Raw genomic sequence first — 22,348 nt, forward strand, 5'->3', positions numbered from 1 at the left:
CGCTGGGGAGTTCGCTTTTGGCTGAATTTTCCGGACCTGCGCCGGAGATCTCCGTGTGTGATCGATCACATGGGCGTTTTTTCGGCCGTCCACTCTCCGTGATCGCAAAAGCCGTGTGAAAGCCGGGAAAGTCCGGGTTTTCGGGCGCCTTGATCACGGGAAGTACACGGGGTGGCGCCCGTGCAGTGCGGCAATCGGACCGTGTACGGTCCGGTTCGCCACCCAAGACGATCACTCGTGAGGGATCCAGTTGGGTGTCGATTGAGTAACAGACCTTGATGTGAGGCAAAATCTCCGCCTCAGGTCGGGCACAAGTCCGGCCTCTCATGCGTTACGGCGCTTGAGACACCGCAGACACCCAGAGGGGGAGAGCGACATGGCAACGGATTACGACACCCCACGCAAGACCGATGACGACCTCAATGAAGACAGCATTGAGGAACTGAAGTCCAGGCGTAACGACAAGTCGGCTTCGAACGTCGACGTGGACGAGTTCGAGGCGGCGGAGGGCCTGGAGCTTCCGGGCGCCGACCTCTCGAATGAGGAGCTGGCCGTCCGTGTCCTGCCCAAGCAGCAGGACGAGTTCACCTGCATGAGCTGCTTCCTGGTGCACCACCGCAGCCAGCTCGCGCGGGAGAAGAACGGACAGCCCATCTGCCGCGACTGCGACTGAGGCAGGGTCGGGCATGACCAGCTCGACCCCGCCCTGGAAGCGCCGCTCCCGCAACAAGAAGGTCAGCGGGACGGCTCAAGGCCCGTCAGAGGCCGTGCGTGACGACGAGCGAGGCTCTTTCCCAGGAGCACCTGGTGCAGCATCGGGTGCCCCCGGAGAAGAAGCCTCGCTCGAATCGGCGGACGACCATGAGTCGGCGGGCGACCTGCCGGTGGCCCCGGCGGCCGGCAGCGACGGTGCGCGCAGGGGTGGCGCCGTCGCGAGAGGCGCCAGAACAGCCAGAACGGGGCTGGCCAAGGGCGGCGCGGCCGCCAAGGCCTCGATCGGCTATCTCGCCGATCGCATCATCGAGAACGCGCCGCGGGTTCCCGTGCGGGACCTGGCGACCCTCCGCAAGCAGTTCCCGGGTCTCGACCCCGAACAGCTCGCGGACAAGCTGGTCACGGGCGCGGCCGCCGCGACATCCACCGTGGGCGCGGGAGTCGGCGTCGCCGCGATGCTGCCCGTTCCGCCCGCGATGCCGACCGAACTGGCCGCGGAGGTGACCGGTGTGGCCGCGATCGAGCTGAAGTTGATCGCCGAGCTGCACGAGGTCTACGGACTGCGGCCGCCAGGGACTCTGAAGGGCCGCAGCGGCGCCTATCTGACCGCCTGGACGGAAGAGCGCGGCATCGACGTGACGAAGCCGACTACGGTCAATGCGGCGCTCGGCGTACAGATGAAGCGCGAGCTTCGACAGCAGATCATGAAGCGGATGGTGCGGAACCTTCCGAGCCTGACGCCGTTCATGATCGGCGCGGCCGTGGGGGCGCTCATGAACCGGCGCGACACCAGGAAGCTGGCCGAGCGGGTACGTCAGGACCTGCGGCGGCACCAGGTGCCCTGGGAGGCGCTGACCGAACTGCCGCCCCTGGAGGAGCCGCCCGACGCCCTGGAGATCGGGGCCTGATTCCGCCCCTGATCCCGCCCTCGTTCAGGCGCGGCTCAGAGCCTTTGCCAAAGCTTCAGGTTCGCGCGTCGACAGGTAGACGTACGGCGTCGGGTCCGAGGGATCGGTGATCTCCGCCCGCACCGCGGTCGTGACGTAGCTGCGCAGCAGCATGAAGGCGCGCGGATCGGCCTTGTACGTGCGCCACGCGCGGGCCTCCTCCGCGTCCAGGACGTGCACCTCGCCGAGGGCGGACAGCGGGATCTTCGCGTCGCCCGCGACCAGCGAGTCGGCGACGACGCGAACCCGGGCCGAGCCGTACGAACTGGTGATCACGGCCGCGATGAGCAGGCCGCCGACGAAGCCTCCGAGCAGCGGCAACGGGCCGAAGGGCAGCAGGATGATGGCGCCGACGACACCCACCATGAACGTGATGAGCCACCACGAGCGGGGCGCGGTGAGTCGTTCGTCGTAGGGCGTCGTCGAGGTCTCCATGGGCTCAAGCTTGGCACGATGCGTGGAGTGATAGGACGCGCGGGTAAGGTCTGCGGCTGTGAGTGGTACTTCTGCAGCTCTGACGCCCCCTGCCGACGCCATAGCCCCGGTGCGGCACCCCGACGCGCCCGCCCCCGGCGAGCTCCTCGGCGCGCACTACGGACACTGTTTCGGCTGTGGCGGCGAGCAGCCGCACGGGCTGCACCTGGAGGCGCGGGCCGGTGAAGGTGTCACCGTCACCGCCGAGTTCACCGTGCGCCCCGCGCATCAGGGTGCGCCGGGTCTTGCGCACGGCGGGGTCCTCGCGACCGCGCTCGACGAGACGCTCGGCTCCCTGAACTGGCTGCTTCAGGCCATCGCCGTGACCGGCCGCCTGGAGACCGACTTCGTGCGGCCCGTTCCCGTGGACACGGTGCTGTTCCTGTCCGCCGAGGTGACGGCCGTCGCCGGCCGCAAGATCTACTCGACCGCGACCGGCCGGATCGGTGGCCCCGACGGGCCCGTTGCCGTGCGTGCCGACGCCCTCTTCATCGAGGTCAAGGTCGACCACTTCATCGAGAACGGCCGCCCGGAAGAGATCGAGGCGGCCATGAGCGACCCCGACCAGGTCAGGCGCGCCCGCGCCTTCGAGGTGAACCCGTGAGCAATTTCCCTGGCGGTCCCGGCCACGAACTCGGCGTGCTCGTGCGGCGCGTCGACCCCGATGTGCCACTGCCTTCGTACGAGCATCCCGGTGACGCCGGAGCCGATCTGCGGACCACCGAGGCGTGCGAACTCGCGCCCGGTGAGCGGGTCGTTCTGCCCACCGGTGTGTCGGTCGCCCTGCCCGAGGGGTACGCGGCCTTCGTGCACCCCAGATCCGGCCTCGCAGCGCGCTGCGGCGTGGCTCTGGTGAATGCCCCAGGGACGGTGGATGCCGGGTACCGTGGGGAGATCAAGGTGATCGTGGTGAATCTCGACCCGCGCGAGAGCGTGCGGTTCGAGCGCTTCGACCGGATTGCCCAACTGGTGGTCCAGCAGGTCGAGAGGGTCCGCTTCCAGGAGGTCGCGGAGCTTCCCGATTCGGTGCGGGCCGAAGGGGGCTTCGGGTCCACCGGCGGGCACGCTGCCGTAGGTGGCCCGACCGTTGCCGGCAACGGCGCGGACGGTCAAAAGGGTGGGAATCGATACGCTTCGGTCGTATCCGACCGGGAAGGACAGTGACGTGTTCGGACGTCGTAACAAGAACGGCGCCGCCGAGGATGCGGCCGACGAGGCCGAGCAGGTCGTCGACAGCGTCGGCAGCGTGGACACGGACGAGCAGGGGTCGGACCGCGTCCGACTCGAGCCCGAGCCCCGTCCCGACGGTCCCTGGGACGACTCCGAGGTCCGCGAGCCCGGCGAGGGCCGGGTGGACCTGGGCGGAGTCTTCGTCCCCGGCGTGGAGGGCATGGAGCTGCGTGTGGAGGTCGCGGGCGACGCGATCGTCGCGGCGACCGTCGTCCTCCAGGACAGCGCGATCCAGCTCCAGGCCTTCGCCGCCCCCAAGAAGGAGGGCATCTGGGGCGAGGTCCGCGAGGAGATCGCCTCCGGCATCACCCAGCAGGGTGGTGTGATCGACGAGGTCGAGGGTCCGCTCGGCTGGGAGCTGCGGGCCCAGGTGCCGGTGCAGCTGCCGGACGGCACGGGCGGTTTCCAGGTCGTGCGGTTCATCGGCGTGGACGGCCCGCGCTGGTTCCTGCGCGGCGTGATCTCGGGCCAGGGCGCCGTGCAGCCGCAGGCGGCCGGCCTCCTGGAGCAGATCTTCCGCGACACCGTCGTGGTGCGCGGCGAGGGCCCGATGGCCCCGCGTGACCCGATCGTCCTGAAGCTCCCCGACGACGCGCAGATGGTCGCCGAGAGCTCCCAGGGCGATGGCGGCCAGGAGGCCTCGCGCTTCTCCGGTGGCATGGGCCAGCTCCAGCGCGGCCCGGAGATCACCGAGGTCCGCTGAGGCGCTCACACCGTCGTACGAGGCCGGGGCCGCGCATCCTTCAAGGGTGCGCGGCCCCGGTTTCGTGCATCAGGGTTGCGTCAAGGCCACCCGCCCGGCCGTCATCCGCCCCATTTGCGCAGATCGCAGGCCGTAGGCTCGACGCTGCGTGGAGCAGTCACGGGAAGACAATGAGGCCATGGGACGCGGGACGCGCGGGAAACTACGGATCTACCTCGGCAGCGCACCGGGCGTCGGCAAGACGTACGCGATGCTGTCCGAGGCACACCGCCGGGTGGAGCGGGGCACGGACTGCGTGGTGGCGTTCGTCGAGCATCACGACCGGCCGCGCACCGAGGTGATGCTGCACGGCCTGGAGCAGATCCCGCGCAAAGAGCTCGCGTACCGGGGGACGGTCTTCCACGAGATGGACGTGGACGCCGTGCTGCTGCGCGCCCCGGCCGTCGCCCTCGTCGACGAACTGGCGCACACGAACGTGCCGGGCTCGCGCAACGCCAAGCGCTGGCAGGACGTCGAGGAACTGCTTGGTGCGGGCATCGACGTCATATCGACCGTCAACATCCAGCATCTTGAGTCGTTGGGCGATGTGGTTGATTCGATCACTGGTGTACGTCAACGGGAGACGGTCCCCGACGAAGTCGTCCGCCGTGCCGACCAGATCGAACTCGTCGACATGTCGCCCCAGTCGCTGCGCCGCCGCATGGCCCACGGCAACATCTACAAGTCCGACAAGGTCGACGCGGCGCTCTCCAACTACTTCCGCCCCGGAAACCTCACCGCGCTGCGGGAGTTGGCGCTCCTGTGGGTCGCCGACCGGGCCGACGAGTACCTCCAGGAGTACCGGGGCGAGCACAACATCCGCTCCACGTGGCAGGCCCGCGAGCGCATCGTCGTCGGCCTGACCGGAGGCCCCGAGGGCCGCACGTTGATCAGGCGCGCGGCGCGGCTCGCCGAGAAGGGCGCGGGCGGCGAGGTGCTCGCGGTCTACATCGCCCGCAGCGACGGCCTCACCGCCGCCTCGCCCAAGGAGCTGGCCGTCCAGCGCACCCTGGTCGAAGACCTGGGCGGCACGTTCCACCACGTCATCGGCGACGACATCCCCGCAGCCCTCCTGGAGTTCGCCCGCGGAGTCAACGCCACCCAGATCGTCCTCGGCTCCTCGCGGCGCAAGACCTGGCAGTACATGTTCGGCCCCGGCGTCGGCGCGACCGTCGCCCGCGAGTCCGGGCCCGACCTCGACGTGCACATCGTCACGCACGACGAGGTCGCCAAGGGGCGCGGACTGCCCGTCGCCCGCGGCGCCCGGCTCGGCCGGTCCCGGATCGTGTGGGGCTGGCTCACCGGCATCGGCGGCCCCGCGCTGCTCGCCCTTGTCCTCACGCACACCCACAGCGACCTCGGCCTCGCCAACGACATGCTGCTGTTCCTGTCGCTGACGGTCGCCGCCGCCCTGGTCGGCGGACTGCTTCCGGCGCTGGCCTCGGCGGCCTTCGGCTCACTGCTGCTCAACTACTTCTTCACGCCGCCCCTGCACCTGTGGACCGTCGCCGACCCCCGCAACATCGTCGCCATCGTGATCTTCGTGGGCGTCGCGGTGTCCGTGGCCTCGGTCGTGGATCTTGCGGCGCGGCGCACCCACCAGGCGGCCCGGCTGCGCGCCGAGTCCGAGATCCTCGCCTTCCTGGCGGGCAGCGTGCTGCGCGGCGACACCAGCCTGGAGGCGCTGCTCGAACGCGTACGGGAGACCTTCGCGATGGAGTCCGTGGCACTCCTGGAGCGGGAGGGCGACACCGCGCCGTGGACCTGCGCCGCGAGCGTCGGCACGCAGTCCCTCGGCCGGCCCGAGGACGCCGATGTCGACATGCCGGTCGGGGACCACCTGGCGCTCGCCCTGACCGGGCGCGTGCTGCCCGCGGAGGACCGGCGCGTGCTCGCCGCGTTCGCCGCGCAGGCCGCCGTCGTGCTCGACCGCCAGCGCCTGCAGTCCGAGGCCGACACGGCGCGGGCGCTCGCCGAGGGCAACCGCATCCGTACGGCCCTGCTGGCCGCCGTCTCGCACGATCTGCGCACGCCGCTCGCGGGCATCAAGGCGTCGGTGTCGTCGCTGCGCTCCGAGGACGTCGACTGGTCGCCCGAGGACCAGGCGGAACTGCTCGCCGGGATCGAGGAGGGCGCCGACCGGCTCGATCACCTCGTCGGGAACCTGCTCGACATGTCGCGCCTCCAGACCGGCACCGTCACCCCGCTCATCCGCGAGATCGACCTCGACGAGGTCGTGCCGATGGCGCTGGTCGGCGTGCCCGACCCGGATCTCAACGTCGACCTGGACGTGCCCGAGACGCTGCCCATGGTCAGCGTCGACAAGGGGCTCCTGGAGCGCGCCGTCGCCAACGTCGTCGAGAACGCGGTCAAGTACAGCCCGCCCGACAAGCCCGTCCTCGTCTCCGCGAGCACGCTCGGCGACCGCGTCGAGCTGCGCGTCGTGGACCGCGGGCCCGGAGTCCCTGACGAGGCCAAGGACCGGATTTTCGAGCCCTTCCAGCGCTACGGTGACGCTCCGCGCGGCGCCGGTGTGGGCCTCGGGCTCGCCGTGGCGCGCGGCTTCACGGAGGCCATGGGAGGCACGCTCGGCGCGGAGGACACTCCAGGAGGCGGGCTCACGATGGTCCTGACCCTGCGGGCCGCGACCCGCACCACCCCGGACACGGCCCCGGAGGCCGTACGGACAGCCGGACAAGCAGCCGGACAGGCAGCTGGTCCCCAGAGAGGCAGGCACGCATGACCCGGGTGCTCGTGGTCGACGACGAGCCGCAGATCGTCCGCGCCCTCGTCATCAACCTGAAGGCGCGCAAGTACGAGGTGGACGCCGCCGCGGACGGGGCGCAGGCGCTGCAGCTCGCCGCCGCCCGCCACCCCGACGTGATCGTCCTCGACCTGGGCCTGCCCGACATGGACGGCGTCGAGGTGATCAAGGGGCTGCGCGGCTGGACCCGCGTACCGATCCTGGTGTTGTCCGCGCGGCATTCGTCCGACGAGAAGGTCGAGGCGCTCGACGCGGGCGCCGACGACTACGTGACCAAGCCCTTCGGCATGGACGAGCTCCTCGCCCGGCTGCGGGCGGCCGTGCGGCGGGCCGAGCCCACGGGCGGGACCGAGGACGAGGGGATCGTCGAGACCTCGGACTTCACGGTCGACATGGCCGCGAAGAAGGTCAACCGGGGCGGGCACGACGTACGGCTGACCCCCACCGAATGGCATCTTCTGGAGGTCCTGGTGCGCAATACGGGCCGCCTGGTCAGCCAGAAGCAGCTGCTGCAGGAGGTGTGGGGGCCCTCGTACGGGACGGAGACCAACTACCTGCGGGTGTACATGGCGCAGTTGCGGCGCAAGTTGGAGACCGATCCCTCGCATCCGCGGCACTTCGTCACGGAACCGGGGATGGGGTACCGATTCGAGCGGTGAGGCCCGCGAAAGCGGGTACACCAGCGGGTACGACCCTGTCACAGGGCCCAGGTACGCTTCCAGTATGAGTGCTGTTCCGCGTTCCGAAAGGGCGTCCGAGAAGCCGGCGGGCCGGTTCCGGCGCATGCTCGACCGGCTGTCCAGTTCCCAGGAGGACCTGGAGTCGGAGGAGCTGCGCGAGGACTCGGAGACCACCGGCTGCACGCGCATCGGCGACTGTGCGGACCGACAAATGGTCACTGTTACTGGTACGTTGCGCACGGTAACCCTGCGACCACGCGCCGGAGTTCCCGCGCTGGAGGCGGAGTTGTTCGACGGCTCGGCCGCGGTGGACGTGGTGTGGCTCGGCAGGCGCTCGATCGTCGGGATCGAGCCGGGGCGCAAACTCATAGCTTCGGGACGGATCTCGATGAGTCGGGGCCGTAGGGTGCTGTTCAATCCGAAGTACGAACTCAGACCGCTCGGACGGGAGTAGCCGGTGACGTCCCTCGACAAGCCGACCGAACGTGAACCCGGAGTCGATCAAGGCGCCGTGACGGACAAGTCCGTGACCGAGGCCGCGCTCTTCGAGGCCTTCGGCGGCGTGCGGGGCATGGTGGAGACCGTCCTGCCCGGCCTCCTCTTCGTGAGCATCTTCACGGTCAACAAGGACCTGCACATGTCGGCCATCGCGGCCCTCGCGGTGTCCCTGGTCCTCGTCGTCGTGCGCCTCGTCATGAAGGACACCGTCAAGCACGCCTTCAGTGGCGTCTTCGGTGTCGCCTTCGGTGTTGTCTTCGCGATGATGACGGGCAACGCCAAGGACTTCTATCTGCCGGGCATGCTCTACACGTTGGGGCTCGCGCTCGCGTACATCGTCACGACGCTGTGCGGGGTGCCGTTGATCGGGCTGATCCTCGGCCCCGTGTTCAAGGAGAACCTCTCCTGGCGCACCCGCAACCCCGGGCGCAAGAAGGCGTACGCCAAGGCGAGTTGGGCCTGGGGCCTGATCCTCCTGGCCAAGTGCGCGATTCTGTTCCCGCTGTACTGGTGGGGGGACACCACGCAATTCGGCTGGGTGCTCGTCGCGTTGAAGATCCCGCCGTTCCTGCTGGCGGTGTGGCTCACGTGGGTGTTCCTGGCGAAGGCGCCCGCGCCCATCGACGTGTTCGCGGAGATGGAGGAGAAGGAGCGGCAGGCCGAGGCCGAGCGCGAGCAGGCTCAGGCCGCCAGTGAAGAGAACGGGCGGGCGCGGCATCGCCGCGAGGTCTGACCCTCGTACGACCCGAGAGCGGCCCTCGTACGACCCGTCGTGAACGACATGGAGGCGGCCCCGAGCCGAGAGCTCGGGGCCGCCTCCATGTGCCTGCCTCATGCAGAAGCGTTACGCGTTACGCGTCCTCGCGTCGCACCGACAGCAGGTCCTCCAGCTGCTCCTCGCGCGCCTGCGCCGCGACGAACAGCAGCTCGTCGCCCGCCTCGAGGGAGTCCTCCGCGCTGGGGGCCAGCACGCGGGTGCCGCGGATGATCGTCACGAGGGACGTGTCCTGCGGCCACTGGACGTCACCGACCCGGGTGCCGGCCAGGGCCGACTCCTCCGGGAGGGTCAGCTCGACCAGGTTCGCGTCGCCGTGGCTGAAGCGGAGCAGGCGGACGAGATCGCCCACGCTGACCGCCTCTTCGACGAGCGCCGACATGAGGCGCGGCGTCGAGACGGCCACGTCCACGCCCCACGACTCGTTGAACAGCCACTCGTTCTTCGGGTTGTTGACGCGGGCGACGACCCGCGGGACCCCGTACTCGGTCTTCGCGAGCAGCGAGACGACCAAGTTGACCTTGTCGTCGCCGGTGGCCGCGATGACCACGTTGCAGCGCTGCAGCGCCGCCTCGTCCAGGGACGTGATCTCGCAGGCGTCGGCGAGCAGCCACTCCGCCTGCGGGACGCGCTCGACCGAGATGGCGGTCGGGGCCTTGTCGACGAGGAGGACCTCGTGACCGTTCTCCAGGAGCTCGCCCGCGATCGAACGACCGACCGCTCCGGCTCCGGCAATGGCGACCCTCATCACTGACCGCCTTCCTCGGGGCCCTCGGCGAACGCCGCCTCGACCTTCTCGACGTCGTCCGTGCGCATCATCACGTGCACGAGGTCGCCCTCCTGAAGCACCGTCTGCGACGTCGGCAGGATCGCCTCGCCGAGCCGGGTCAGGAACGCGACGCGTACGCCGGTCTCCTCCTGGAGGCGGCTGATCTTCTGGCCGATCCAGGACTCCGAGGCGTGCACCTCGGCGAGCTGGACGCCGCCGGTGGGGTCGCGCCACAGCGGCTCCGCGCCGGACGGCAGCAGGCGCCGCAGCATCTGGTCGGCGGTCCAGCGGACCGTGGCGACCGTCGGGATGCCCAGGCGCTGGTAGACCTCCGCACGACGGGGGTCGTAGATGCGCGCCGCCACGTTCTCGATGCCGAACATCTCGCGGGCCACGCGGGCGGCGATGATGTTCGAGTTGTCACCACTGGAGACGGCGGCGAAGGCGCCGGCCTCCTCGATGCCCGCTTCGCGCAGGGTGTCCTGGTCGAAACCGACTCCGGTGACCCGACGGCCGCCGAAACCCGAACCCAGGCGACGGAACGCCGTCGGGTCCTGATCGACCACGGCGACCGTGTGGCCCTGCTGCTCCAGGGTCTGGGCGAGTTGGGACCCTACTCGGCCACAGCCCATGATCACGATATGCACGGCCCTACCCCGCACTCCTCATAGGCCTTCTGACCTGCGTAAACGTCCTGCTCATGGCTCTCTCTCGCGGGATGGTCCAGCCGGTGCGGCTCGATCTCGGGCACGATGCGGGCTGCTGTGCGGCTCGCGCTCTGGACCACCGTATCGGCTCTGTAAGAGATCTCCCCCTTCGCGTCGGTGGACAGTCGGTGGTCACATCTGCGCAGGCGTGGCGCACAGCACGAAGCTGAATGGGGGTGGTGGGTGGGCGACCCCCCGTTCGAACGCTTACGATCCTCTCCGTGTCCAAACTGACCGACGTGCCCAAACGGATCTTGATCGGGCGCGCACTGCGCAGCGACCGGCTGGGAGAAACGCTCCTGCCGAAGCGCATCGCTCTCCCCGTTTTCGCTTCCGACCCGCTGTCCTCCGTGGCGTATGCGCCCGGCGAGGTCCTGCTGGTCCTCTCCATTGCGGGCGTGTCGGCCTACCACTTCAGCCCCTGGATCGCGGTCGCGGTCGTCGTGCTGATGTTCACGGTCGTCGCCTCCTACCGCCAGAACGTCCACGCCTATCCGAGCGGTGGCGGCGACTACGAGGTGGCGAACACCAACCTCGGGCCGAAGGCCGGCCTCACCGTCGCGAGCGCGCTGCTCGTCGACTACGTCCTGACGGTGGCCGTGTCGATCTCGTCCGGCATCGAGAACCTCGGCTCCGCGGTCCCGTTCGTGATCGAGCACAAGGTGCTGTGCGCGGTCGCCGTGATCGTGCTGCTCACCTTGATGAATCTGCGCGGTGTGAAGGAGTCGGGGAAGCTTTTCGCCATTCCCACGTACGTCTTCGTGGCCGGCGTCTTCATCATGATCGCCTGGGGTGCGTTCCGCGGGCTCGTCCTCGGCGACGCCATGCACGCGCCCACCGCCGACTTCCACATCAAGGCGGAGCACCAGGGCCTCGCGGGCTTCGCGCTCGTCTTCCTGCTGCTGCGCGCCTTCTCGTCCGGATGTGCGGCGCTCACCGGCGTCGAGGCGATCTCCAACGGTGTCCCGGCCTTCCGCAAGCCGAAGTCGAAGAACGCGGCGAGCACGCTCGCGCTGATGGGCGGCCTCGCCGTCACCATGTTCTGCGGCATCATCGTGCTGGCCCTCGTGACCGACGTGCGGATGGCGGAGAACCCGGCGAAGGATCTGATCCACAACGGTGCCGCGGTCGGCTCCGGTTTTGTGCAGGACCCGGTGATCTCGCAGGTCGCCGAGGCCGTCTTCGGCGGCGGCAGCTTCATGTTCCTGGTCCTCGCGGCCGCCACCGCCCTCGTCCTCTTCCTCGCGGCCAACACCGCGTACAACGGCTTCCCGCTGCTCGGCTCGATCCTCGCCCAGGACCGCTACCTGCCGCGCCAGCTGCACACCCGCGGCGACCGCCTCGCGTTCTCCAACGGCATCGTGCTGCTGGCGGGCGCGGCGGCCCTCCTGGTCGTCATCTACGGGGCCGACTCGACGCGCCTGATCCAGCTGTACATCGTGGGCGTGTTCGTCTCCTTCACGCTCAGCCAGATCGGCATGGTGCGGCACTGGAACCGGCACCTGGCCACGGAGCGGGACCCCGCCAAGCGCCGCCACATGATCCGCTCCCGCGCGATCAACACGTTCGGCGCGTTCCTGACCGGCATGGTCCTCGTGGTCGTCCTCCTTACGAAGTTCACGCACGGCGCCTGGGTCGCACTGCTCGGCATGTGCATCTTCTTCGTGACGATGACCGTGATCCGCAAGCACTACGACCGGGTCGCCGAGGAGATCGCCGCGCCGGAGACCCCGACGGACGACAGCGTGCGCCCCTCGCGCGTGCACTCCCTGGTCCTCGTGTCGAAGATCCACCGGCCGACGCTGCGGGCGCTCGCGTACGCCAAGTTGATGCGCACGGACACCCTTGAGGCATTGAGCGTCAATGTTGATCCAGCAGAGACGAAGACGTTGAGGGACGAGTGGGAGCGTCGAGGTATTGACGTGCCGCTCAAGGTTCTTGACTCGCCGTACCGGGAAATCACCCGGCCGATCATCGAGTACGTGAAGAACCTGCGCCGCGAGTCCCCGCGCGACGCGGTCAGCGTGATCATCCCCGAGTACGTGGTGGGCCACTGGTACGAGCACCTGCTGCACAACCAGAGCGCGCTGCGGCTGAAGGGGCGACTGCTCTTCACCCCCGGCATCATGGTCACGTCCGTCCCGTACCAGCTGGAGTCCTCCGAGGCCGCGAAGAAGCGGGCCCGCAGGCGGTCCGAGTGGAACGCGCCGGGTGCCGTGCGGCGCGGTCCGGTCGAGAAGCGCCCGAAGGAGCCCACCTCGAAGTAGCCGGGTGGCCGCCTTGGTGAGCGGCCGGACGACAGCCACGTAAACTGGTGGGCTGGTGTCCGGCCGCTTTTCCGTGGCCGCGACGCCGAAGACTTTCCCCTTACGTACTGGAGCCCCGCCATGCAGGCAGAACCGACGACGTCACTGGTGGGGGAGGAGTACGAGGTCGAGGTCGGCCCCGTCGCGCACGGCGGCCACTGCATCGCGCGCACGGCCGAGGGCCAGGTCCTCTTCGTCCGGCACACGCTGCCCGGCGAGCGGGTCGTGGCACGGGTGACCGAGGGCGAGGAGGGCGCGCGCTTCCTGCGCGCCGACGCCGTCCAGGTCATCGAGGCGTCCAAGGACCGCGTCGAGGCGCCCTGCCCCTACTCGGGACCCGGCCGCTGCGGCGGCTGCGACTGGCAGCACGCCAAGCCCGGCGCGCAGCGCCGCCTCAAGGGCGAGGTCATCGCCGAGCAACTGCAGCGCCTCGCGGGCCTCACGCCCGAGGAGGTCGGCTGGGACGGCACGGTCATGCCGGCCGAGGGCGACAAGCTCCCGTCGGGCGAGGTCCCGCAGTGGCGCACACGCGTCCAGTACGCGATCGACGCCGACGGCAACGCGGGCCTGCGCCGCCACCGCTCGCACGAGGTCGAGCCGATCGAACACTGCATGATCGCCGCCGAGGGCGTGTCCGAGCTCGGCATCGAGAAGCGTGACTGGTCCGGCATGGAGTCGGTCGAGGCGATCGCGGCGAGCGGCTCGCAGGACCGCCAGGTGATCCTCGCCCCGAAGCCCGGCGCCCGCCTGCCGATCGTCGAGCTCGACAAGCCGGTCTCCGTGATGCGGGTCGAGGAGAAGGACGGCGGCGTGCACCGCGTCCACGGCCGCCCCTTCGTGCGTGAGCGTGCCGACGACCGTACGTACCGCGTCGGCAGCGGTGGCTTCTGGCAGGTGCACCCGAAGGCGGCGGACACGCTGATGCGCGCCGTCATGCAGGGCCTGCTGCCGCGCAAGGGCGACATGGCGCTCGACCTGTACTGCGGCGTCGGCCTGTTCGCGGGCGCGCTCGCGGACCGGATCGGCGACAAGGGCGCGGTCCTCGGCATCGAGTCCGGCAAGCGTGCCGTCGAGGACGCCCGGCACAACCTGGAGGCCTTCGACCGGGTCCGCATCGAGCAGGGCAAGGTCGAGGCGGTCCTGCCGCGCACCGGCATCTCCGAGGTCGACCTCATCGTCCTGGACCCGCCGCGCGCGGGCGCCGGCAAGAAGACGGTCACCCACCTCACGACGCTCGGCGCCCGCCGCATCGCCTACGTGGCCTGCGACCCGGCCGCCCTCGCGCGCGACCTCGGGTACTTCCAGGAGGGCGGGTACCGGGTGCGGACGCTGCGGGCGTTCGACCTGTTCCCGATGACGCATCACGTCGAGTGCCTGGCGATTCTTGAGCCCGCCGAGAAGGGCCGGTCGTAGGCGGATCTGGGCGTCACGTCCTGTGCAGGGTGGCCGAAGGTGATTCGCCGTAGCGTTGGCGGTAGGCGGCGGCGAATCTGCTGCGGTGGGTGAAGCCCCAGCGGTAGGCGACATCGGTGACGGTCACCTGGCCCGGTTCCTTCGAGCGCAGCTCTTCATGGGCGCGGGCCAGCCGAATCCGGCGGAGGTAGTCCGTGGGCGGCATTCCGACGTACTGGCGGAACCCCTGTTGCAGTTGTCGGATGCCCACCCCGGAGATCTCCGCGAGGCCCGTCACGGTGAACGGATGCTCCGGGTGCGCCTCCATGGCGTCGATGGCGCGCTTGACCGGGGTCGGACGGCAGGGGGTGACCGGCCGGGCCAGTTGTTCGCGGTAGGGGTGATCGGCGGCCAGCAGCAGTCCGATCACCAGCGCCTCGTGCAGTCGGTCGGCCAGCAGCTCGTGATGGGTGAGCCCCCGCGACGTCTGGGCGTCTTCCGCCGCCGTCCGGACCAGCTGGGCCCAGCTGCGCCCGAGGCCGTGCGAAATGTTCATGGCGGGTTTCAGCCGAAGCGGCAACTGGATCGGGGCGTCGAGCAGACGCTCCAACTGGAGCTCCAGTTCGGGGCGTTCGATCTTGACCGCGAGAAGTCGGCAGTCTCCGCTCCACCGGTCCAGCACCGTGTTGTGGCCGGGCTGAAAGACCGCGGCTTCCTGCACGGTGGCCAGGAGGGGATCGAGGCGTCCCTGGTGCCACGCCATGGACCCGGACAGCGGCACGTCGACGTGGTACGCCCCCAGTTCGCCGAAGCGCATGCACAGATCCGCACCGAACTGCAGGGTGCCGAGCGTCATACCGCGGAGCCTGCCTATCGCGAAGTGCCCGGTGAGGGTGGCTGATGGCTGGAGCAGGTCGATGACGTTCGGGTAGAAGTTGTGACGGATGACCTGGCGGGCCTCGTCCAGGTCGGACGTGCGGAGCTGGACGGGTCGGGCGAAATCGGCTCGTAGGGCCGAAACCCGATGCACGTTCCCGCCGTACTCAGGCACAGAATCGTTCGGCATTTGTGGAATTCTGCCGTCCCATTGATCAAGCCCCTCGCCGAGCTCGTACCGCAGCGGTCAATCAGCTGCGTTTAGAGGACCGCTGCATGTGCCAACCGGATCATGTCCTCGGGTACCAGCACCTAGCTTTCCATATGGGCAGTTGCCTGTCCTTCCGCAGTGCCGGACGGCCCGTGTCGCCCGTGACGCTGCGGCCGGCGTCCCGGGTTCCCGGACCCCGTACCCGGGACGTCGCGCTGAAGTGGCGTTGCTGCCTACGGTCCTGATGGGGACTCAGGACCGTAGGCGAGGACGGCCGGACAGGATCAAGGTCGGCGTTTGTGCGTCGGATCGTCGGGAAGGCGAGTCAGCCACACCCCCGATGGGCGCACGCGCCGAAGGAGAAACTGTCTATGCCGCAGCGCGAACCGGTCACCAGGAACCCCGACAAGGGCTATGTAGCCCTCCTCGGCTGGAGTCTCAACGCGGTGGAAGCTCTCGACCGGTTCGATCGGAGATACGTCGTGGTGGCCCCGGAGTGGGCCGAGGAGTACTGCGTCGAGCACGACATCCCGTACGTGCCGTGGAATTTCGAGCGGCTCAACGACCGCTCCGTGGAGATCGCCGAGACGCTGCAGAACGAGGGCGTCGACGTCGCGATCCCGCTGTACGAGGAAACAGTCGAGTGGGCGGGGGCGATCAACTCCGTTCTGTTGGGCAACCCTCGGCTGTACGGGCAGGCCATGCTGCTGCGGGACAAGGCGCTGATGAAGCGCCGCGCCCAACTCGGCGGCATCCGGGTCGGCATCTTCGAGGAGGCGCACGACCGGGACGACGTGACCCGCTTCCTCAAGCGCGTCAACCAGACCCTGCTCAAGCTGGACGGCGACCCGAACGACCCGATCCACCTCAAGGCGTTCGACAAGGCGGGATGCCTCGGGCACCGCGTCATCCGCACCCCCGACGAGGTCGACACGATTCCGGACGAGGAGTTTCCCGTCCTCATGGAATCCCACCTCGACGGCTGGGAGTTCGCGGTCGAGGCGTGGGTACACAACGGGAAGATCAAGTTCCTCAACATCTCCGAATACGTCACGCTGGGATATTCGGTGTTCGTTCCGGCGACCCCGGAACTGGAGCGCTACCGCCCGCAGATCACGGCGCAGATCGAGAAGCTCATCAAGACGTTCGACATCGAGTTCGGCTTCGTGCACCCGGAGTATTTCGTCACCAGTGACGGCGAGATGTACTTCGGCGAGGTCGCCTACCGGCCGCCGGGCTTCAAGGTGTTCGAGCTGCTTGAGCGGGCATACGGCTTCAACGCGTACCAGGCGCTGGTGCTGGCCTTCGACCCGAAGACGACCGAGGAGGAGATCGACGCCTTCTTCCCGCGCGAGGTCGTCGACGCGTCCGGAGTCGCCGGCTGCTTCGGCGTCTACCCGCGGCGCCGCGTCGTCAGCGACCTGGAGATCCCGGAGGTGACCGAGGACGACGACTACTACGAGTCGCACGACCTCTCGACGCCGCTCGAAGAGACCGTCACCAAGAGGACCGCGTTCGGAACCCATTGGGGCCTGGTGTACTTCTTCGGTGAAGACCCCTACCGAATGCGCGACCTGTTGAAGAAGCAGGAAGAGCTCGACTTCTACGTCTGACGACCGTCCTGACGACCGTGTGGACGCAGGAGGCCAACCCGAGGGAAACCCTTTGAAACCGACCGTCGACGCCAACGGTGGGGCCACGACGCTGGAGAAGCGCGCGGCCTCACTCGACGACGCCATCCAGGCCATGGCCGAAACCCGCGACTTCGGCAAGTACACGAAGCTGCGGCGGGTCCTGGAAGCACTGCGGCGGGTGCTCGTACAGCCGGGCGGCGCCGCGGCGGTCCAGGCCAGGGCGCAGGCACTTGAGGAAGCCGGCCTCTTCCAGGGGACGGACTGGGCGACACCGGAGATCCTGATTCCGGCGCTGGTGGGCCCGGGTCTGTACAGCGGAGACGCGGACACCGTCGTCATGGAGGCGACCAGTGAGCTGCGGATGCTCGCCGTCGCCCGCGGTGACTTCGAGCACCCGACGTTGCCCGCCGAGGACGCCCGCCAGTTCCTGTCCCAAGTGCTGGGGGCGAACCTGGAGTTGCTGTTCAACCCGCCCACTGAGGCGGAGCGGATCCAGCAGGGCAGGACCGCACAGCTCGTCCGGGACCTGTTCCGCCATCTCGCCGACGAGATCGGGTACGACACCGTCCTGGACAAGCTGGTGGACGAGATCTGGCGGATCCTGCGCCAGCGTCCGATCCAGGTCGAGGCGGCGCAGTCCCTGATCACCCGGATCTCGATCTACCGCAACGACCCGGACGTCGCTCTCGGCGTGTCGTCGGGGCAGGGCATCGACCGGCTCATCTCCAGCCTGTTCGGGACCACAGAGGCGTGCCGGGAGGACCCGGGCCTCGACGTCTTCCGCTCCCGCCTCGAGGCGATGGACGCCGTCGGCCTGCAGTACGAGGCGACGGGGTTCGCGCGGGCGATGCACGACACCGGCCTGGTGTCGCCCTACCACGCGGAACTGCTCCGGTTCCTCCTGAGCGAGAGCGAGCACCTCTACCTCGTCGGGGAGGCGCTCGGCCTCTCCGACACCGGCCGGAACTGTCTGATGCGCTACAGCCAGTTGGTGCACCGGCTGATCGAGGTGGCCGTGCACCCACAGACCGCGCAATGCGTCTACGGCCTCGCGCTGCTGCTCGACCGCGGCATCCTGTACGAGCCGCCGGTGGTGCCCGCACTGTGGCGCCAACTGGCGCTCGAACTCTCTCCGGTCGCGCACGAGCGGCTGACGACCGTCTTCGGCGACACGCCGGGGCCGCGGGCGCGCCTGGTCGCGGGGGTGCTCTCGGTGCTTGGCCTGCCGCTCGGCGTCGGCCAGGGCGACAACCCCACCTGCCAGTCGGCCCGCGCGCTGTCCATGTGGGCCTACAACGACCCGGACTACCTGCTGCAAGTGGTGGTCTGGGCCGCCCGCGACGACGAGATCCTCATGCACTTCGAGGGGCAGCCGATCTCGTCGAAGGACAGCGGGACCGGAGTCGCGAGCACGCTGCCGACGGACCTGGACCCCGTGTCGCTGCTCGTGGTGCCCCACCTGGACCGGATCTACGCCGAGATGGGGCGGCGCTGCGTCGAGCGGCCGGGGGACCCGCACCGGTGGGTCAACCCCGAGTTCCACGGCTGGTGGACGGCCCGCGGGTTCCACATCAACGTCGACGTCGCGACCGGCAACCTGGTCGAACTCGACGAGTTCCTGCGGCAGTTCCACGCCAGCTACCACCCGTTCTACAACGGTGAGCAGCCGCTGATCCATCCGCAGCCGGCCGGTGTCGCCGTCACCGACAGCGCGGCCCGCTACGTCGGCTGGCACGCGATCACGATCCTGCGGGTCGCGCCGGACCCGCAGGACGTCATGCGGGTGTACTTCTACAACCCGAACAACGACAGCGGCCAGGACTGGGGCGACGGCGTCGTCGTCTCCACCGCGGGCAACGGCGAGCGGTTCGGCGAGGGCTCACTGCCGTTCGACCAGTTCGCCTCGCGGCTCTACATCTTCCACGCCGACCCGCTCGAGCACGGCGAACCGGAGCGGGTGCCCGCCGAGGACGTCACGCGCATCATCGGCTACATCGAGCGCAGTTGGGGCAACGACCGGCTGCCCGCAGGGATGCTGCAGGCCGTCGAGGGACCCGTCACGACGCCCGTGGTGGCGCCGTGGACCCCCGAGGGGTGAGCGAAGGCGTCGGTACGGGGCCGGGTTTCGCCGGGTTGCCCGCGATGATGTCGAAGAGGACGCGGGTGACCTGGGCCCCGAAGCTGTGCACGTCGTGGCTCATCGCGGAGAGCGTGGGGTGGGTCAGGCGGCAGAGCTGGGAGTCGTCCCAGGCAAGCAGCGAGAGGTCGTCGGGCACCGCCACCCCCATCTCCGCGGCGACCCCGAGCCCGGCCACCGCCATGATGTCGTTGTCGTAGACGATCGCGGTCGGCCGGTCGGGGCGGAGCAGGAGCGAGCGCGTGGCCCGGGCCCCCTCCTCGTCCGCGAAGCCGGTGTTGAGGTGCAGGTCGGTGTCGAGACCGAGCCCGCGCAGCGTCGACTGGAACGCCTCCTCGCGGATCGCGCTGTGCCCGAGGTCGGCCGGGCCGCCGACGCGGGCGATCCTGCGGTGACCGAGCGCCGCGAAGTAGCGGACCGCCTCCGTCATCGCGGTGGCGTCGTCGGTCCACACGGAGGGCAGGCCGCCCGTGAGGTCCGGGTGGCCGACCGCGACGGCCGGGAGCCCGAGCCGCGAGAGCGGTTCGATGCGTGGGTCGTCCTGGTGGAAGTCGACCAGCACACTGCCGCCGATCTGGCGTTCGCGCCACCACGTCTGCTGGAGGGCGATCTCCTCGTCGAGGCTGCTGACCAGGCGTAGGAGCAGCGAGCAGGAGTGCTCGGCGAGGACGCTCTCGATGCCGGAGATGAACTCCATGTAGAAGGGTTCGAGGCCGAGCAGCCGGGCCGGGCGGCACAGGGCGAGGCCGATCGTGTCCGTGGTGCGCCGGGAGAGGCTGCGCGCCGAGGAGTTCGGCGCCCAGCCCAACTCCCGTGCCGCGGCGAAGATCCGCTCGCGGGTGGCATCGGAGAGCCCGGGCTTCTGGTTGAACGCGATCGACACCGCGCCCTTGGACACCCCGGCGGCGGCCGCGACGTCCTTGATGGTGACGTTGCGGATCGGGGCGGTCATGCCGGTTCCACGCAGAAGAGGGCGGAACGGATCGCGTTGGCTCCCGCGCCGCGGGCGCCGGTGAGCCGGATCCGGGCCCGCTCGCCGGGCAGCAGCGTGACCAGTCCGCGGTCGGCGGTCGCGTGCGGGGAGACACGGTCGGGCTGGAGCAGCAGGTCGCGTACGAGGGTCTGGGCGGTCACCACGACGTCGACTGTATCCGGGTCCCCGCCGACGGTCTCGGTCACGACCGTGAAGCGGGGCTCGGGGTAGCCGAACTCCTTGTCCCGTACGGGGAAGTGGAGCGCGCGCGAGCCTTCCGCGTCCGCGACCAGGAACTCCTTGGCCGAACCTGCGGCGGGCACGAGTTCGCCCGGCACCGGCACCCGCAGCGTCTCGCGAGCGCCCGCGGTCGCCCGCAGCCGGGTCTGCCCGGCCACGGTCCCGTCGGCGCGCATCAGGCGCAGGGTGACGGTGGTGTCCCACGGTGCGGCGCCCAGGTTGGAGAGCACCAACTCCGGTGTATCTGTGGCTGGTTGCAGTGTCAGGAGTCGGTCGGCGTAGACGCGGCGCAGTTCGTGGTGGAGGGGCTTGAGGCGGCCGTCGCCGTCGATGGCGGACCAGGAGCTGACCGGCCAGCAGTCGTTGAGCTGCCACACGATGGTGCCGGCGCAGCGCGGCCAGTTGGCGCGCCAGTGCTCGATGCCGGTGGCGACGGCGCGGGCCTGGACGACCTGGGTGAGGTAGTGCCAGCGGTCGAAGTCGCCCTCGGGCGCGGCGAAGTGGCGTTCCAGGCCGCGCTGAAGCTTGCCGCTGCCGTCCTCGGCCTTCTGGTGGTGGAGCATGCCGGGGGAGTCGGGCGCGAGCTTCTCGCCGGGCAGGGCGCGGCGCAGCGTGGCCAGCGCGGGCGGTGCCTGCCAGCCGAACTCGGCGACGAAGCGCGGGACTTCGGACCGGTACTCGGTGTAGTCGAGCCGGTTCCACACCTCCCACGAGTGGAACGTGCCGTGGTCGGGGTCGTTGGGGTGGTGGTCCCAGGAGCCGGACCAGGGGCTGCCGGCGGTGTAGGGGCGGGTGGGATCCAACTCGGCGACCACGCGCGGGAGTATGCCGAGGTAGTAGCCCTCGCCCCACGAGTCCCCTGCGAGTTCGTCCTCCCAGCCCCAGTCGCGAAAGCCCCACAGGTTCTCGTTGTTGCCGTTCCACAGGACGAGGCTGGGGTGTGGCATGAGGCGCACGACGTTCTCGCGGGCCTCGGCCTCCACTTCGCTGCGCAGTGGCTGCTCTTCCGGGTAGGCGGAGCAGGCGAAGGGGAAGTCCTGCCAGACCATGAGGCCGAGCTCGTCGCAGGCGTCGTAGAAGGCGTCGTCCTCGTAGATGCCGCCGCCCCAGATGCGTACGAGGTCGACGTTGGCATCGGCGGCCTGGGTGAGGCGGGTGCGGTAGCGCTCGGGGGTGATGCGGGAGGGCAGGACGTCGTCGGGGATCCAGTTGATGCCGCGTGCGAAGATGCGGATGCCGTTGACGACGAAGGTGAAGCCGGTGCCGTGTTCGTCGGCGCCGCGGTCGATCTCGACGGTGCGGAAGCCGACTCGGTGCTGCCAGGTGTCCAGCTCCTCCGAACCGTCGAGCAGCGTCAACTCGATCTCGTACAGCGGCTGTTCGCCGTATCCGCGTGGCCACCAGAGGTGTGCGTCGGGGACGTCCAGGGAGAGTGTGGCTGCGTCGCCCTCGAAGGTCGCGTGCGTCTCGATGCCCGCCACCGAGGCCCGTGCCGCCAGCGGACGCCCGGCGCCCTGCGAGGTGCGCTCGACCTCAACCCGCAGCTCGACACGGCCCGTTGAGCCGTCGACCGTCACCAGCGGCCGTACTCGTGCGAAGCGTGCGGTCGACCAGCGCTCGATCCGGACCGGGCGCCACAGGCCCGCCGTCACCACGGTGGGCCCCCAGTCCCAGCCGAAGGAGCAGGCCATCTTGCGGATGTACTGGGACGGCGCCGGATAGACGTTGGGGCGCTCCCCGGTCAACTCCCGTACTGCGGCGGCCTCTTCGTAGGCCGGGGCGAATTCCACTCGCAGTTCGCCGGAGCGGCCGGTGACGTCGAAGCGGTACGAGCGGTGCATGTTGCGGGTGCGGGCGAGCGGCTTCCCTCCGAGGGTGATGCGGGCCGCCGTGTCGATGCCGTCGAAGACCAAGTCCGTTCGCTCGTGCGGGCCTTGGCCTGCTTCGAGCGTGCGGGTGTACGTCCAGGAGCGTCGGCCCACCCACTCGATCTCGTGCTCGTTCGTGCCGAGGAACGGGTCCGGGATCAGGCCCGCGGCCAGGAGGTCGGTGTGGACACATCCGGGGACACGGGCGGGGACCCCGGTCCCGTCGTGGTCGAGGCTCCAGCCCTCGCCGAGCTGGACGGCGTCCTTCATGGTGCGGCTCCCATCGTGCGGCTGTCATCGGACTTGCAGCAGGCCCGAGTTGGCGATCCGCGCCAACTTAACTCTGGTTGAGTGAACCGGTCTAGTCCCCTTCGCCAAGGGTGATTTGGCAGTCGACTGCTCCAAGGGCCT

19 protein-coding genes are annotated in these 22,348 nt (G+C 69.5%); 13 read left to right on the forward strand and 6 right to left on the reverse strand.

Going from position 1 to position 22,348, the window contains the following annotated elements:
* Positions 1-376 precede the first annotated feature (376 nt).
* Both OG746_RS14460 and OG746_RS14465 read left to right on the forward strand, forming a co-directional pair.
* A complete protein-coding gene (locus OG746_RS14460) occupies positions 377-673 on the forward strand; it encodes a DUF4193 domain-containing protein (protein ID WP_018535993.1) in 297 nt (98 codons plus the stop codon).
* A 13-nt stretch (positions 674-686) separates the two neighbouring features.
* A complete protein-coding gene (locus OG746_RS14465; protein ID WP_266714994.1) occupies positions 687-1,622 on the forward strand; it encodes a hypothetical protein in 936 nt (311 codons plus the stop codon).
* Positions 1,623-1,646: 24 nt separating this feature from the next.
* On the opposite strand, the gene OG746_RS14470 is transcribed toward OG746_RS14465, so the two are convergent.
* Positions 1,647-2,096: a DUF3093 domain-containing protein gene (locus tag OG746_RS14470; protein WP_266714995.1), complete on the reverse strand. Its 450-nt coding sequence runs from the start codon at positions 2,094-2,096 to the stop codon at positions 1,647-1,649.
* 58 nt (positions 2,097-2,154) lie between these two features.
* Between OG746_RS14470 and OG746_RS14475 the strand changes: the two genes are divergently transcribed.
* From OG746_RS14475 to OG746_RS14505, 7 genes are all read left to right on the forward strand, one after another.
* The gene (locus OG746_RS14475) at positions 2,155-2,739 is read left to right on the forward strand and encodes a PaaI family thioesterase (protein WP_266714996.1); all 585 of its coding nucleotides are present in this window, start codon (positions 2,155-2,157) and stop codon (positions 2,737-2,739) included.
* Positions 2,740-2,774: 35 nt separating this feature from the next.
* On the forward strand, positions 2,775-3,299 hold the full coding sequence (dut, locus tag OG746_RS14480; RefSeq protein WP_266718947.1) for a dUTP diphosphatase: 525 nt from the start codon (positions 2,775-2,777) through the stop codon (positions 3,297-3,299).
* A 1-nt stretch (position 3,300) separates the two neighbouring features.
* A complete protein-coding gene (locus tag OG746_RS14485) occupies positions 3,301-4,068 on the forward strand; it encodes a DUF3710 domain-containing protein (protein ID WP_266714997.1) in 768 nt (255 codons plus the stop codon).
* 178 nt (positions 4,069-4,246) lie between these two features.
* A complete protein-coding gene (locus OG746_RS14490) occupies positions 4,247-6,850 on the forward strand; it encodes an ATP-binding protein (RefSeq protein WP_266714998.1) in 2,604 nt (867 codons plus the stop codon).
* Positions 6,847-7,530 (forward strand): response regulator, encoded by a 684-nt coding sequence (locus OG746_RS14495; RefSeq protein ID WP_266714999.1) that lies wholly within the window; start codon positions 6,847-6,849, stop codon positions 7,528-7,530. Before OG746_RS14490 ends, OG746_RS14495 begins: the two co-directional genes overlap by 4 nt.
* Before the next feature lie 64 nt (positions 7,531-7,594).
* Complete coding sequence (locus OG746_RS14500; RefSeq protein ID WP_266715000.1) at positions 7,595-8,005, forward strand: OB-fold nucleic acid binding domain-containing protein; 411 nt, start codon at positions 7,595-7,597, stop codon at positions 8,003-8,005.
* A gap of 3 nt (positions 8,006-8,008) precedes the next feature.
* Positions 8,009-8,782, forward strand: coding sequence for a DUF3159 domain-containing protein (locus tag OG746_RS14505; protein WP_266715001.1), 774 nt, complete (start codon positions 8,009-8,011; stop codon positions 8,780-8,782).
* A gap of 118 nt (positions 8,783-8,900) precedes the next feature.
* Here OG746_RS14505 and OG746_RS14510 read toward each other — a convergent pair whose 3' ends face one another.
* Positions 8,901-9,572, reverse strand: a complete 672-nt coding sequence (locus OG746_RS14510) for a potassium channel family protein (RefSeq protein ID WP_266715002.1) — start codon at positions 9,570-9,572, stop codon at positions 8,901-8,903.
* Positions 9,572-10,240, reverse strand: coding sequence for a potassium channel family protein (locus tag OG746_RS14515; RefSeq protein ID WP_266715003.1), 669 nt, complete (start codon positions 10,238-10,240; stop codon positions 9,572-9,574). Before OG746_RS14515 ends, OG746_RS14510 begins: the two co-directional genes overlap by 1 nt.
* A 281-nt stretch (positions 10,241-10,521) precedes the next feature.
* Here OG746_RS14515 and OG746_RS14520 point away from each other — a divergent pair, with 281 nt between their 5' ends.
* Together OG746_RS14520 and OG746_RS14525 are read left to right on the forward strand one after the other, a co-directional pair.
* Positions 10,522-12,567, forward strand: coding sequence for an APC family permease (locus OG746_RS14520; protein WP_266715004.1), 2,046 nt, complete (start codon positions 10,522-10,524; stop codon positions 12,565-12,567).
* A 120-nt stretch (positions 12,568-12,687) separates the two neighbouring features.
* Positions 12,688-14,019, forward strand: coding sequence for a class I SAM-dependent RNA methyltransferase (locus OG746_RS14525; RefSeq protein WP_266715005.1), 1,332 nt, complete (start codon positions 12,688-12,690; stop codon positions 14,017-14,019).
* 13 nt (positions 14,020-14,032) lie between these two features.
* Here the strand turns inward: OG746_RS14525 and OG746_RS14530 are convergent, their stop codons facing one another.
* On the reverse strand, positions 14,033-15,064 hold the full coding sequence (locus OG746_RS14530) for an AraC family transcriptional regulator (RefSeq protein ID WP_266715006.1): 1,032 nt from the start codon (positions 15,062-15,064) through the stop codon (positions 14,033-14,035).
* Between the two features lie 392 nt (positions 15,065-15,456).
* On the opposite strand from OG746_RS14530, the gene OG746_RS14535 reads away from it, so the two are divergent.
* Both OG746_RS14535 and OG746_RS14540 read left to right on the forward strand, forming a co-directional pair.
* Positions 15,457-16,698 carry an ATP-grasp domain-containing protein gene (locus tag OG746_RS14535; protein WP_266715007.1) on the forward strand — a complete coding sequence of 414 codons (1,242 nt, stop codon included), beginning with the start codon at positions 15,457-15,459 and terminating at the stop codon, positions 16,696-16,698.
* A gap of 52 nt (positions 16,699-16,750) precedes the next feature.
* Positions 16,751-18,817: a hypothetical protein gene (locus OG746_RS14540; RefSeq protein ID WP_266715008.1), complete on the forward strand. Its 2,067-nt coding sequence runs from the start codon at positions 16,751-16,753 to the stop codon at positions 18,815-18,817.
* Here the strand turns inward: OG746_RS14540 and OG746_RS14545 are convergent.
* Positions 18,777-19,808 (reverse strand): LacI family DNA-binding transcriptional regulator, encoded by a 1,032-nt coding sequence (locus tag OG746_RS14545; protein ID WP_266715009.1) that lies wholly within the window; start codon positions 19,806-19,808, stop codon positions 18,777-18,779. The genes OG746_RS14540 and OG746_RS14545 overlap by 41 nt on opposite strands.
* Positions 19,805-22,207 carry a glycoside hydrolase family 2 protein gene (locus OG746_RS14550; protein WP_266715010.1) on the reverse strand — a complete coding sequence of 801 codons (2,403 nt, stop codon included), beginning with the start codon at positions 22,205-22,207 and terminating at the stop codon, positions 19,805-19,807. Before OG746_RS14550 ends, OG746_RS14545 begins: the two co-directional genes overlap by 4 nt.
* Positions 22,208-22,348: the final 141 nt, after the last annotated feature.

This window comes from Streptomyces sp. NBC_01016 (assembly GCF_026341035.1).
Lineage (GTDB): Bacteria > Actinomycetota > Actinomycetes > Streptomycetales > Streptomycetaceae > Streptomyces.

What these genes read in the sequence shown, in the direction of transcription:
- OG746_RS14460 (WP_018535993.1), top strand. Translation starts at nt 377, where the DNA reads ATGGCAACGGATTACGACACCCCACGCAAGACCGATGACGACCTCAAT.
- OG746_RS14465 (WP_266714994.1), top strand. Translation starts at nt 687, where the DNA reads ATGACCAGCTCGACCCCGCCCTGGAAGCGCCGCTCCCGCAACAAGAAG.
- OG746_RS14470 (WP_266714995.1), bottom strand. Translation starts at nt 2,096, where the DNA reads ATGGAGACCTCGACGACGCCCTACGACGAACGACTCACCGCGCCCCGC.
- OG746_RS14490 (WP_266714998.1), top strand. Translation starts at nt 4,247, where the DNA reads ATGGGACGCGGGACGCGCGGGAAACTACGGATCTACCTCGGCAGCGCA.
- OG746_RS14495 (WP_266714999.1), top strand. Translation starts at nt 6,847, where the DNA reads ATGACCCGGGTGCTCGTGGTCGACGACGAGCCGCAGATCGTCCGCGCC.
- OG746_RS14500 (WP_266715000.1), top strand. Translation starts at nt 7,595, where the DNA reads ATGAGTGCTGTTCCGCGTTCCGAAAGGGCGTCCGAGAAGCCGGCGGGC.
- OG746_RS14510 (WP_266715002.1), bottom strand. Translation starts at nt 9,572, where the DNA reads ATGAGGGTCGCCATTGCCGGAGCCGGAGCGGTCGGTCGTTCGATCGCG.
- OG746_RS14525 (WP_266715005.1), top strand. Translation starts at nt 12,688, where the DNA reads ATGCAGGCAGAACCGACGACGTCACTGGTGGGGGAGGAGTACGAGGTC.
- OG746_RS14530 (WP_266715006.1), bottom strand. Translation starts at nt 15,064, where the DNA reads ATGCCGAACGATTCTGTGCCTGAGTACGGCGGGAACGTGCATCGGGTT.
- OG746_RS14535 (WP_266715007.1), top strand. Translation starts at nt 15,457, where the DNA reads ATGCCGCAGCGCGAACCGGTCACCAGGAACCCCGACAAGGGCTATGTA.
- OG746_RS14545 (WP_266715009.1), bottom strand. Translation starts at nt 19,808, where the DNA reads ATGACCGCCCCGATCCGCAACGTCACCATCAAGGACGTCGCGGCCGCC.
- OG746_RS14550 (WP_266715010.1), bottom strand. Translation starts at nt 22,207, where the DNA reads ATGAAGGACGCCGTCCAGCTCGGCGAGGGCTGGAGCCTCGACCACGAC.